The 11,136-nt window shown below is 55.9% G+C and carries 11 protein-coding genes and 1 pseudogene; 5 read left to right on the top strand and 7 right to left on the bottom strand.

Going from position 1 to position 11,136, the window contains the following annotated elements; translation table 11 throughout:
* Positions 1-3: 3 nt before the first annotated feature.
* Together CKW23_RS00250 and vioA are read right to left on the bottom strand one after the other, a co-directional pair.
* The gene (locus CKW23_RS00250; protein WP_025260934.1) at positions 4-729 is read right to left on the bottom strand and encodes a class I SAM-dependent methyltransferase; all 726 of its coding nucleotides are present in this window, start codon (positions 727-729) and stop codon (positions 4-6) included.
* Between the two features lie 2 nt (positions 730-731).
* Complete coding sequence (vioA, locus tag CKW23_RS00255; protein WP_025260933.1) at positions 732-1,847, bottom strand: dTDP-4-amino-4,6-dideoxy-D-glucose aminotransferase VioA; 1,116 nt, start codon at positions 1,845-1,847, stop codon at positions 732-734.
* A 372-nt stretch (positions 1,848-2,219) separates the two neighbouring features.
* Here vioA and CKW23_RS00260 point away from each other — a divergent pair, with 372 nt between their 5' ends.
* Complete coding sequence (locus CKW23_RS00260) at positions 2,220-3,461, top strand: glutamine synthetase family protein (RefSeq protein ID WP_162883694.1); 1,242 nt, start codon at positions 2,220-2,222, stop codon at positions 3,459-3,461.
* A 54-nt stretch (positions 3,462-3,515) separates the two neighbouring features.
* Positions 3,516-4,862, top strand: coding sequence for an MFS transporter (locus CKW23_RS00265; RefSeq protein WP_025260931.1), 1,347 nt, complete (start codon positions 3,516-3,518; stop codon positions 4,860-4,862).
* 78 nt (positions 4,863-4,940) lie between these two features.
* Here the strand turns inward: CKW23_RS00265 and CKW23_RS00270 are convergent, their stop codons facing one another.
* The 4 genes from CKW23_RS00270 to flgA all read right to left on the bottom strand — a co-directional run bounded on the left by CKW23_RS00270 (position 4,941) and on the right by flgA (position 7,526).
* Positions 4,941-5,687, bottom strand: coding sequence for a flagellar brake protein (locus tag CKW23_RS00270; protein ID WP_025260930.1), 747 nt, complete (start codon positions 5,685-5,687; stop codon positions 4,941-4,943).
* A gap of 82 nt (positions 5,688-5,769) precedes the next feature.
* Complete coding sequence (locus tag CKW23_RS00275; RefSeq protein WP_025260929.1) at positions 5,770-6,237, bottom strand: flagella synthesis protein FlgN; 468 nt, start codon at positions 6,235-6,237, stop codon at positions 5,770-5,772.
* Between the two features lie 50 nt (positions 6,238-6,287).
* Complete coding sequence (flgM, locus tag CKW23_RS00280) at positions 6,288-6,605, bottom strand: flagellar biosynthesis anti-sigma factor FlgM (protein WP_025260928.1); 318 nt, start codon at positions 6,603-6,605, stop codon at positions 6,288-6,290.
* Between the two features lie 162 nt (positions 6,606-6,767).
* Entirely contained in the window at positions 6,768-7,526 is a 759-nt protein-coding gene (gene flgA / locus CKW23_RS00285) for a flagellar basal body P-ring formation chaperone FlgA (RefSeq protein WP_025260927.1), read from the bottom strand.
* Positions 7,527-7,605: 79 nt separating this feature from the next.
* On the opposite strand from flgA, the gene CKW23_RS00290 reads away from it, so the two are divergent.
* Together CKW23_RS00290 and cheR are read left to right on the top strand one after the other, a co-directional pair.
* Positions 7,606-8,538, top strand: a complete 933-nt coding sequence (locus CKW23_RS00290; RefSeq protein WP_025260926.1) for a chemotaxis protein CheV — start codon at positions 7,606-7,608, stop codon at positions 8,536-8,538.
* Between the two features lie 44 nt (positions 8,539-8,582).
* Entirely contained in the window at positions 8,583-9,410 is an 828-nt protein-coding gene (cheR, locus tag CKW23_RS00295) for a protein-glutamate O-methyltransferase CheR (protein ID WP_025260925.1), read from the top strand.
* 183 nt (positions 9,411-9,593) lie between these two features.
* Here the strand turns inward: cheR and CKW23_RS00300 are convergent, their stop codons facing one another.
* Positions 9,594-10,022, bottom strand: coding sequence for a flagellar protein FlhE (locus CKW23_RS00300; RefSeq protein ID WP_095066850.1), 429 nt, complete (start codon positions 10,020-10,022; stop codon positions 9,594-9,596).
* 467 nt (positions 10,023-10,489) lie between these two features.
* Between CKW23_RS00300 and CKW23_RS00310 the strand changes: the two are divergent.
* A pseudogene (locus CKW23_RS00310) lies at positions 10,490-11,075 on the top strand (ABC transporter ATP-binding protein); the annotation flags it as partial.
* Positions 11,076-11,136: the final 61 nt, after the last annotated feature.

The raw sequence follows: 11,136 nt of genomic DNA on the forward strand, positions 1-11,136 counted from the left end.
CGCTCAGCACTTGCGGCCTATGTACAGAACCGATTGCTCGGTAATGCCGTGCTGTTTGAATACCCCGTCACCGAAGGCTTGGGTGCCCAGGGCATCGATCTGGAATCCGGCTGTTTCCAGGCGGGTCACGAAGTCATGTTTGGCGTACATGCGCACATGATCGTCCTGGCCAAAACGCGCCCAGCGCTCATCCACGTTTTCTTCGTCCGGATCTTCGTCGGTTGTGGTGGCGGTCAGCAGCAAAGGCACCATCAGAATCGCCGAGCCGCCCTTGGCCAGCACGCGGTACAGCTCGGACATGGCTTTGGCATCGTCACGTACGTGTTCGAGTACATGGGAGCAGACGATGAAATCGAATGACTCATTGGGATAGATGTTCATGTCCATGATGTCGACCTTGTCATCTGCCATGGGCGAAAACAGGTCTGCCGAGCGATACCGGGCATTGGGCAGGCTGCGCAGGAATCTGGACAGGACCGGGGCTGGCGCGATGTCCAGGATGCGCAGTTCCTTGCCTTGCGGGTTGTTCAGCATATGCATGGAAAACAATGCATAGAGCCGGTCGCGATCCGAGGCCGCGCATTCAGGGCAACTGTACTGGCTGACATTGAGTGTTTCGTAGTCCTCCATCGAGTAGTGGACATTCAAACGATGGGCGGCTTCCAGATAGGTTCGACCCAGGGGATAGAAGTTCGGAAAACGGCAGGAGCAGACCGGGCACGTTCGCATGTTCAGTTCTCATTACTTGCAGTGACAATCACATCGATGATGCTATTGAAGGCTTCATCGGTGAGGCTGTCGAAAATGGGCAGACAAAGGATCTGGTTGGACAGGTCGGTTGCGATAGGCAAGCGATCGGGCTTGGCTGAGTCCAGGCCTCTGTACATCGGGAAGGTGGAAATCAGTGGGTAGAAATAGCGGCGTGCGAGGATGTTGTTGTCGCGCATGCGTTGATAAAGGTCATCGCGGGAAACGGCAAACTCTTTTCTGACCAGCACCGGGAAGTACGAGTAATTGTGCTTCTCGGTGCTCTGCCAGACGATGTCGATACCGGGCACCGAGGCCAGTGCAGCGCGATAGCGTTCGTCGATGCGCTGGCGCTTCAGCAGCGCCTGGTCGATATGTTTCAGCTGCAAAAGGCCGAATGCGGCATTCACTTCGCTCATCTTGCCGTTGATGCCAGGCGCGACCACGGTGACTTCATCGGCAAAGCCGAAGTTCTTCAGGTAGTCGATGCGTTGTTTGGTTTTCGCATCCGGGCTGACGATGGCGCCGCCCTCGAAGGTGTTGAACACCTTGGTGGCGTGAAAACTCAGTACCGACAGGTCGCCGTGGTTGAGCAGGCTCTCGCCACGGAACTGCACGCCGAAGGCATGGGCCGCGTCGTAGATGACTTTCAGGCCGTAACGGTCGGCAATCTGCTGGATGCGGTCCACATCGCAAGGGATTCCGTAGCAATGCACGGGCATGATTGCCGTGGTCGCCGGGGTAATGGCTTCTTCGATACGGTCGGGGTCCAGGCTGTAGGTGTTGGGGTCGATATCGACGAACACCGGAGTCAGGCCATTCCAGAGCAGGGAGTGAGCGGTGGCGACGAAGGAGTAGGGCGTGGTGATGACTTCGCCCTTGATCCGCAGGGCCTGGATAGCGGTCATCAGTGCCAGGGTGCCATTGGAAAACAGCGACAGATGCTGGACGCCCAGATACTCGGCCAGCTCTTTTTCAAGCTGCTGGTGAAACGGGCCGCCGTTGGTGAGTTGGTGGCTTTGCCAGATCTGTTCGAGGTAGGGAATGAATTCCTCAAGAGGCGGTAACAGGGGACGAGTTACGGGAATCGGTGCGCTCATGGAGAGTTCTCTACTCGTGTCGCAGATGATTGCTGCTCGACAGGACATTTCTTGACGCCTTCCCTGTTCACGAGAATGGCTTTGACATAAAAATGGCAGCCGAACTGTTTTGCCGATGGTAAAAGCAAAAAACCGGCCAAGAGTGCCGTGCCGCGTTTCTGGTGCTCCGGGTTGTGATCCTGTCGATGAAGGCTTGATATTGAGAACGCCCGATGCGTATTTTGTAGTGATTGCCGCCTGGCAGCCCCATGACAATCAAAGGACTGAGCAATGACCTGCAGTGACCCCCATTCCCTTGCGCAACGGTTGGTGGGCATCGATGAGGTGGAGTGTGTGACACCGGATCTGAATGGCGTGCCACGAGGCAAGGTGATGACCGCTGCCGGTTTCCTTGAGGGGCGCCGCCTGCAACTGGCCAGTGGTGTATTGCTGCAATGCATCATGGGAGGCTATCCACCCGCGCGCTTTTACAGCAGTGATGATGGCGACCTTGCTCTGGTCGCTGATCCGCAACAGATCCATCGCCTGCCCTGGAGCGAGCAGCCGCGTGCGTTGGCGATCTGTGACGCCGATAACCTGAGTGGTGAAGGTTGCGAGTTGTCGACGCGTGTGCAGTTGAAGGCCGTCATTGCTCGCTATGCCGAGCGCGGTCTGGCGCCGGTGGTGGCGACCGAACTCGAATTCTTTGTCTTTGCTCCCAACCCTGATCCCGCTCTGGCTTTTGTGCCGCCGCTGGGGCTGGATGGTCGGCGTGAAGAAGGTTTTTCGGCCTTCAGTATCAGTTCCAATAATGGCCTGCGCCCGTTCTTCAAGGAGGTCTACCGATGCATGGCGGAACTGGGACTGCCACGTGACACGGTCATGCATGAGATGGGCGTCAGCCAGTTCGAGATCAATCTGTGGCATGGCGACCCTTTGCTGCTGGCCGACCAGACCTTCCTGTTCAAGCACCTGCTCAAGGAGGTCGGGCTCAAGCACGGTCTGAACGTGGTGTGCATGGCCAAGCCGTTGGCGCAGACGGCGGGCAGTTCGATGCATATTCACCAGAGTGTGGTGGAGTCGGCGTCGGGGCGTAATGTATTCAGTGATGAAAGCGGCCAGCCGACAGAGGTTTTCCGGCATTTCATTGGTGGGCAGCAGGCTTGCCTTGTCGATTTCACCGCGTTGTTTGCGCCTCATGTGAACTCTTACCAACGGCTGTTTCATCCTTATGCCTCGCCCAACAATGCGTGCTGGTCCTACGATAATCGCAGCGCTGGGCTACGTATTCCGGCGAGTGCGGCCCAGGCCAGAAGAGTGGAAAATCGTCTGCCGGGTGCCGACGCCAATCCTTATCTGGCCATTGCGGCAAGCCTGGCGGCAGGTCTGTATGGCATCGAACACAGACTGGAGTCCACAGCGCCGATCCAGGGTGAAATTGTGGTGCCGCAAGAATTGGCATTGCCTTGTACCTTGCATGCTGCTCTGGAGCGTCTGAAGCGCAGTCCGTTGGCCAAGGAACTGTTTGGTCAGGTGTTTATCGAAGGCTACATCGCCTCGAAGACCATGGAGCTGACCAGTTTTCTTGATGAAATAACCCCCTGGGAGCGGCGTGTGCTGGGTGCCCAGGTCTAAGAACCGTTGTTTTGGCGTCGCCTGTACGGGCGACTCTTTATTTTTGGAATGTCCATGCGTCAAATCTGGAAGTCTTTTCGGGGTCTGTATTTCGCTTCGCTGATGATGTTGATCGGCTCGGGTCTTTTAAGCACCTACCTGGCCTTGCGGCTGGCGGCCGATGAGGTCGACGGTCTGTGGATCGGTGCGATGATGGCCGCCAACTATTTCGGGTTGGTGCTGGGTGGCAAGGTGGGTCATCGCCTGATCGGCCGGGTAGGGCACATCCGTGCCTATGCGACCTGCGCCGGGATCGTGGGCGCTGCGGTGCTGGGGCTTGGGTTGATCAACTGGCTGCCGGCCTGGCTGTTCCTGCGCATGATCGTCGGGTTGGGGATGATGTGTCAGTACATGGTGGTCGAAAGCTGGCTCAACGAGCAGGCGGCGGCACGCCAGCGAGGCATGGTCTTCAGCGGCTACATGATTGCGTCGTACCTGGGGCTTGTCTTGGGACAACTGATTCTGGTGGTTCACCCAGGGCTCGGGCCTGAGCTGCTGATGCTGATCGCCATGTGTTTTGCCCTCTGTCTGGTGCCGGTGGCCATGACCCGCAGCATTCACCCGGCGCCGTTGCGTCCTGCTCCGCTGGAACCGCGCTTTTTCATCAGCCGCGTGCCGCAGTCGTTGACCACCGTGCTGGCGTCCGGGCTTATCGTCGGTGCCTTCTATGGTCTGGCGCCGCTGTATGCCGCCCAGCAAGGTCTGTCGACCGAGCATGTGGGCATGTTCATGGGCTTCTGCATTCTTGCCGGCCTGCTGGTGCAATGGCCGCTGGGCCTGTTGTCCGATCGTTATGACCGGGCGCACCTGATGCGCGCTTTTGCAGGTGTTCTGGTGCTGGCCTCCTTGCCGCTTGCCGTTTTGCCGAGCATGCCGCTGGAAATGCTGTTTATAGTGGGTTTCGTCGCTTCTCTGGTGCAGTTCAGCCTGTATCCACTGGCGGTGGCCTTTGCCAATGACCACGTTGAAGGTGAGCGGCGGGTATCGCTGACAGCAATGCTGCTGATGACTTTCGGGATTGGCGCCAGTATCGGCCCGCTGGTAGCTGGCGCCCTGATGAAACAGTTCGGCAGCAACATGCTTTATGCGTTTGTGTGTTTCATATCACTGGTGCTGGCGCTGCTGACACGTCCTAAAGCGGTTACCCATCAGCATCAGGTGGATGACGCGCCGTTGCATCACGTGGCAATGCCGGACAGCATGTCCAGTTCGCCACTGGTGGTCGCGCTTGACCCGCGTGTCGACGAGCAGGTGGTTCAGGAGCAGATGCAGGCCACGGTTGAGCCGGAGCCGGAGTCAGAGCCGAAAGCCAGTGCTGAATCGTCGGTGAGGCTTGAAGACGAGGAAATCAATCGGCCTTGATGGGAGGGCGGAACTGCAAGCCAGAAGCCGCAAGTCAAAAGCTTGTAGCTTGAAACTTGCAGCTTTCAGCCACCTCTATCAAAAATCGTCGTCTTTATCGAACCGACGTGCTTCGCGTTGCAGTTGATAAACGAAGCGCTCCACCTGGCGCTGTACCAGGCCGCTCATGTTGTGGAAGCGTACGCCTGCGAAGGTGGTGTGGAATCTTTCTTCAAAGTGCAGGTAGCGCAGTTCCACCGGTGCGGTCATCGCGCCGAAAGGCAGCTTGGCGATGAAGCGTTCGTACACTTGGCCCAGTTGCATGCGCTCGGACACATCGCCCTCGAAGCGCAGCTTGCAGCCGGTTGCCGAGATATCCAGGAGTTTGCCGACCAGAGGGGATTTGAGTCTGTCGCCACCGATTTCAATGTCGACCAGTTGTGCGAGCTTGAGGGCTGCACGGAAGGCGTTGCGACGCTGGTGGTAGATCACTTCGGTGGGCAGGGGGCCGCGGTAGAGGCGCTGGCCATCCACGTCGACGATGGTCATCTGCTCCGAGTTTTCCCAGGCGATGCGCACACCGTCGTGGAAGCCTTCGACCCTGAACGATTCGCCATTGGCCAGGAATCGTTCACCGTCGCGTGGAATCATTTCATCGAGGGCCATGACGTTACTGTCACGATCAACCTCGATCAGGTAGCTCTGGAAGCGTTGGGCGCGCTCATGAAAGGTAATGATCAGTGGATCATTATGTTCATGTAGTAACCGCAGGTTGGCGGCAATTTCCAAAGGTGTATTGAGGACCTTCGGGGGCTGCGGAGCATCATCCGCGCTTGAGCCATTCACGTTTTAACTTCTCCAGGCAAAATACTACGGCAACGCAACAACAGGCATTCTGCCACTACGCACTAAACCTTGAAACAGGAAGTTACGCCTGACTGAGAGGACGTGGCCTTGCTCTTCCTGCGGTCGATCCACGGCTGTCATACAGCGTCGGGGTATCGGCACCCTTCAAGATGCGGAGCTGGTGAGCGGTTGTCACCTGCTGCAACTGGATAAGACTACCATTTTGCTCGTTGATAGCCTGGCACTCAGCGATCAATGCGCTCAGTTCATCGCTCGCGGCGATAAGCTGTTCGCCCACATCCGAATGGCTGGCCAGCTCCTGGAGACCTTTGCGGTTCGCAGGTAGCCCAAGGCCGGCAAGTAACTGGCTGCGCCTGCGGCCATGTTGCTCGAGGAGAATCACCAGCGCCTGTTTCTGCGCCAGGATATGTTCCATCTCGCCCATGTCGCGACCGTGCAGAACCAGTGACTCGGCATGCAGCAACTCAAGCAGTTGCCGGGTTGGAACCATGCCGTCGGTGATCATCTGAAGCAAAGTAGTATCTTGCATCGCATGCTCTGGTTTTCAAGCGTCCAGATTATCCACCGCAAGCACAGGGCTTAGCGTTGGGTTTCGAAGTTGAGCAGTTTGCTGGCTACGCGGTTGCTGTCCACTGTGTAGGTGCCGTCTGCAATCGCCTGCTTCAACTCGGCGACGCGAGCGCTGTTGACGGTTGGCAGGTCGCCCAACTTATCAGTGATCTTCTGCAACTGCTGAGCCTCACTGCTCAAATGAACGGATTCTCCGGTGCCTTTGACGTTTGCAGCCGTTGCTGCAGATTCGGGTGCGCCGGTTTTACCGCTTTCCTTTGTAGTCCCGGTGCGCGAAACGCTACCGGCAGACTGTGAATTTCCAAGGCGACTGAAATCGATGACCATGATTGAAAAAACCTCTTGGGTGTTTGGACGCTTGCCTTGTTTTCGGCCCAACCCAAAAAAACTTTAGGCTTTGTGTGAAAAGCATATGGAACGGGCTTTCCACCGCGGGAATATGCACCGCAGTCTAGGAAAAACGCGCGTTCGACGCCAGCCTCAATCGATCTACATTGCGACTTCCACCTGCCCGGGGCCGATAATATTGGCCTTGATGACGCGATTGGAATTCAGGTTTTTCACCCGTATCTGCTCGTTGAAACCGCCATCGGACAGCGCCTCGCCGGGCATACGCACCGCCAGCGAGCCGCTGCGGGCGGTAATGACCACCTGGTCGCCCTTGCGAACCATCTGTGGCTGTTCCAGAAATACTGGTGACATGACCTGGTCGATGACCGTTGGTCGGATTACCTTTTGCCCGACTGCCTGATCCAGTGAAGAGAGGAAACCCAGGCCCAGGCTGCCGATGTCCCTTTCCCTCAACATGACATCGTCCTGCGACACAATACTGTCGCGTTTCAGGGGACGTACCGACACCACCACATTGCGAAACAGCTTCACTTCCGCCGGCACAAACACAGTCCATGGGGATGAGCCTTCACAGCGTACACGTACGCTCACTCTGCCCAATGGCTTGGCGCTTTCCAGTTTTGCTGTCAAATCCTTGTCACAGGAGCCCATGCGCATTCTGGGGTCCAACTGCCTCACCTGAATTTCAAAACGGCCTTCAATCTGGTTGCTCGCTAAATAGTCTTCTACTGTGAACTCAAGAAACCCCTGTGTGACGCCGATAAGCTGTTCAGGCAGTGTGAAATTCTCGGCGCGGCCGTAGTTTGCAGTGCTTGAAAGGCACAGGAGAGCGATCACGCAGAGCAGTCTGCGGGTTTCCAGTTTCAGGTGTCGAAAAATTGTCGTCTTTGTGTTCATGGCGTATAAAAAGCAAGGCTCGTGCCGCTTGCCAAATCTGGTGCGTGGCGAACGGTGGCTTTTGTTAAGGGGGTCGGGCATGGCGGGTGTAATGGATTCGGTGAACCAGCGAACTCAGCTGGTCGGTCAGAATCGCCTTGAGCTGCTGTTGTTCCGTCTTGACGGCAAGCAGCTCTATGGGATCAACGTATTCAAGGTTAAAGAAGTACTGCAATGCCCGAAACTGACTGTCATGCCCAAGTCCAGCCGGATTGTGCGTGGTGTGGCCAACATTCGCGGTGGCACGATCCCGATCATGGATCTGGCAATGGCGACGGGCTCGACCGGAATGATTTCGCTGGTTAATTCCTTCGTCATCATTACTGAGTACAACACCAAGGTTCAGGGTTTTCTGGTGCATTCGGTCGAACGCATCGTGAACATGAACTGGGAAGAGATTCATCCGCCACCCAAGGGCACCGGGCGCGACCACTATCTGACGGCCGTGACTCGTGTCGACAATCAGTTGGTGGAAATCATCGACGTCGAGAAGATTCTCGCCGAGGTGGCGCCGATTACCGAGGGTGTTTCCCACGGCGTTATCGACGAAGAGACTCACAGCAAGGCCGTTTCGTTGCGGGTGCTGACGGTCGATGACTCGTCGGTTGCACGCAAGCAGGTGAGTCGCTGCCTGGAAACGGTCGGTGTCGAGGTGGTTGCCTTGAACGACGGTCGTCAGGCGCTGGATTACCTGAAGGCAATGGTTGAAGAGGGCAAGAAACCTGAAGAAGAGTTTCTGATGATGATCTCCGACATTGAAATGCCGGAGATGGATGGCTATACCCTTACAACAGCCATACGCAATGATCCACGAATGCAGAAGTTACACATCACCTTGCATACTTCGCTTTCCGGGGTATTCAATCAGGCGATGGTAAAGAAAGTGGGTGCTGACGATTTTCTCGCGAAATTTCGACCTGATGACCTGGCGGCCAGGGTCGTGGCGCGGATCAAGGCGGCAGATAATAGCTAGGGGCGTCGCCCTTGGTGGTTCACATGATTTTGAGAGGCGGCACCTTGTCTACAGGTAATTTGGATTTTGAACAGTTCCGGGTCTTTCTGGAAAAAGCCTGTGGCATCTTGCTGGGGGAAAACAAGCAGTACCTGGTCTCCAGCCGTCTCAACAAGCTGATGGAGCAGCAGGGGCTCAAATCGTTGGGCGAACTGGTACAGCGTATCCAGTCCCAGCCTCGCAGTGGTTTGCGTGAGCAGGTGGTCGATGCGATGACAACCAACGAAACCCTGTGGTTTCGTGATACCTATCCCTTTGAGGTGCTGAAGAACAAGGTGCTGCCCGAGCAGATCAAGGCCAGCCCCGGTCAGCGTTTGCGCATCTGGTCGGCCGCCTGTTCATCCGGCCAGGAACCGTATTCGCTGTCGATGTCCATCGACGAGTTCGAGCGCAGCAATCCGGGCCAGCTCAAGGCGGGTGCGCAGATCGTTGCTACCGACTTGTCCGGCTTGATGCTCACCAACTGCAAGACCGGTGAGTACGACAGCCTGGCAATTGGCCGCGGCCTGTCGCCGGATCGCCTGCAGCGCTACTTCGACGTGAAAAGTCCGGGTCGCTGGGTAGTGAAGGCTCCGATCAAGAGCCGTGTCGAATTTCGTTCATTCAACCTGCTCGACAGCTACGCCAGCCTGGGCAAGTTCGACATCGTGTTCTGCCGCAACGTGTTGATCTACTTCTCGGCTGAAGTGAAGAAAGACATCCTGCTGCGCATCCACGGTACGCTCAAACCGGGTGGCTACCTGTTCCTGGGTGCCTCCGAAGCGCTTAACGGCTTGCCGGATCATTATCAGATGGTTCAGTGCAGTCCGGGGATTATCTACAAGGCCAAGTGATGGTCGGGTTTTGCATGGGCATGAAAGAGACCTTCGGGTCTCTTTTTTTGTGGGCGTAATGTTGTGAAGACTGATTGATATGCTTGAGCAGGTTTTCTGGGAGGCAACAAGCGAAGAGTCTCATGAGACTTGCAGAGTCACCGATAATTGAATGTCGATGATTCCGCAAGTTTCTGGTCGGGATTAATTATCCCAGTTCACGATGACTTGTGCCGGGCCACCCGATACTGGAGAGAAGGTGCCTGAGCGATAGATCTGGTGATACAGGAAGAATGCCTGATTAGGCGCTCTGTTGTTGAACGCCTGTGTCACTCCGCTTCTCATGGAAGTCACGTTGATGCAGGCGTTGGTGCTGCCCTGGCACAGATAGGCAGTGAAAGTTGCATTTGCGGGGATGGTGCCGATCGAGTAGTTCCAACTGATAGAGGTGATCCTGCCGCTGGCGGGAGGTGCGCCCAGAATCGGAAAGTTAGTGGTGTTCCAGAGGTTGGAAGAGTAGGTGGGGCTAACGACTGCGTTTCCAGAATAGGCGCCGCCTGCCGCAACGGCGTTACCGGCAACTGTTGCCATCGCCAGTGCTGCCAAACATCCTAAAATACCTTTTCTTTTCATCTTTAATAATCCCTATATTCCATATTGTATGACAAGCCACCTCCCGTAGTGAACGGGAAGGCTCGCACTTTATACCTTCTCATTTTCACTGAAACAAGGAGGTTGTATAAAAAAACAATATTAAGGGTGCTTAAGGTTTTATAGCATTCTTCGTGCCGAAATAGTTGCGTCATGTGGTGGTGGGGCGGGTTGACTTGGCTTTGGAAGTGTCTATCTTGGAAGGCTTTCATGCAGGTGCTTTGTTTTCATGAGGTTATGGAAGTTTTGATATAAAGACCCTGCTGAAAGTGTTGGTTGTAATTGAAATTTCTTGTCACATTTTGATTTTCCTTATCGTGTTGTTAGTAAGTCTGTTCAGGATGTGGGAGGCGGGTGTTGAATTCTTTTTTTTTGAAAATACTCCAACCTTCTCTGTTGAAGTGCTATAAGGGCGGGCGAATACGAGGTCATGGAGAAGGCTGTACGCAATGGAAGGGCAAGTCACTCAGGAGCAATGCAGAAGCGCCACGCCGCTACCTTGCACAAACCTGATTCAACTGGATCGTATCTGCCATTCCTATCAGGCAGGCGCGGTATCTCACTCGGTCCTGCGCGATGTCTCTCTTTCTATCGAGCGCGGGCAGAGCTGCGCCATCGTCGGAAGCTCTGGCTCAGGCAAGAGCACGCTGCTTAATATCCTGGGTCTCCTTGATCGTCCAACCTCTGGCGGTCTGTTTCTTGATGGTCTGGATATGGGGAGTGCCTCGGCAGAGCAGCGAGCCAGGGTTCGCAATCAGCTTATCGGGTTTGTCTTTCAAAGCTTCAATTTGCTGCCGCGCCTCAATGCCCTTGATAACGTAGCCTTGCCGTTGCTGTATCGCGGTTATTCCCGTCATGCCGCGCGAGTGGCGGCGCAGCGTGAAATAGAGCGTGTTGGCCTGGCCGACAGGGCTCACCATCGGCCTGCCGAACTGTCGGGCGGGCAGCGTCAGAGGGTTGCGATTGCTCGCGCTCTGGTCGGGCAGCCTGCTTTGATTCTTGCCGACGAGCCCACCGGAAACCTCGACAGCACGACTGCCGCCGAGATTCTTGCCTTGCTGCTTTCCCTGAATCGGGAGCAGGGCGTCACGCTGAT

Source organism: Pseudomonas sp. Irchel 3A18 (assembly GCF_900187465.1).
In the GTDB taxonomy this organism is placed as follows: domain Bacteria; phylum Pseudomonadota; class Gammaproteobacteria; order Pseudomonadales; family Pseudomonadaceae; genus Aquipseudomonas; species Aquipseudomonas cichorii.

What these genes read in the sequence shown, in the direction of transcription:
- CKW23_RS00250 (WP_025260934.1), bottom strand. Translation starts at nt 729, where the DNA reads ATGCGAACGTGCCCGGTCTGCTCCTGCCGTTTTCCGAACTTCTATCCC.
- vioA (WP_025260933.1), bottom strand. Translation starts at nt 1,847, where the DNA reads ATGAGCGCACCGATTCCCGTAACTCGTCCCCTGTTACCGCCTCTTGAG.
- CKW23_RS00260 (WP_162883694.1), top strand. Translation starts at nt 2,220, where the DNA reads ATGACCGCTGCCGGTTTCCTTGAGGGGCGCCGCCTGCAACTGGCCAGT.
- CKW23_RS00265 (WP_025260931.1), top strand. Translation starts at nt 3,516, where the DNA reads ATGCGTCAAATCTGGAAGTCTTTTCGGGGTCTGTATTTCGCTTCGCTG.
- CKW23_RS00275 (WP_025260929.1), bottom strand. Translation starts at nt 6,237, where the DNA reads ATGCAAGATACTACTTTGCTTCAGATGATCACCGACGGCATGGTTCCA.
- flgM (WP_025260928.1), bottom strand. Translation starts at nt 6,605, where the DNA reads ATGGTCATCGATTTCAGTCGCCTTGGAAATTCACAGTCTGCCGGTAGC.
- flgA (WP_025260927.1), bottom strand. Translation starts at nt 7,526, where the DNA reads ATGAACACAAAGACGACAATTTTTCGACACCTGAAACTGGAAACCCGC.
- CKW23_RS00290 (WP_025260926.1), top strand. Translation starts at nt 7,606, where the DNA reads ATGGCGGGTGTAATGGATTCGGTGAACCAGCGAACTCAGCTGGTCGGT.
- CKW23_RS00300 (WP_095066850.1), bottom strand. Translation starts at nt 10,022, where the DNA reads ATGAAAAGAAAAGGTATTTTAGGATGTTTGGCAGCACTGGCGATGGCA.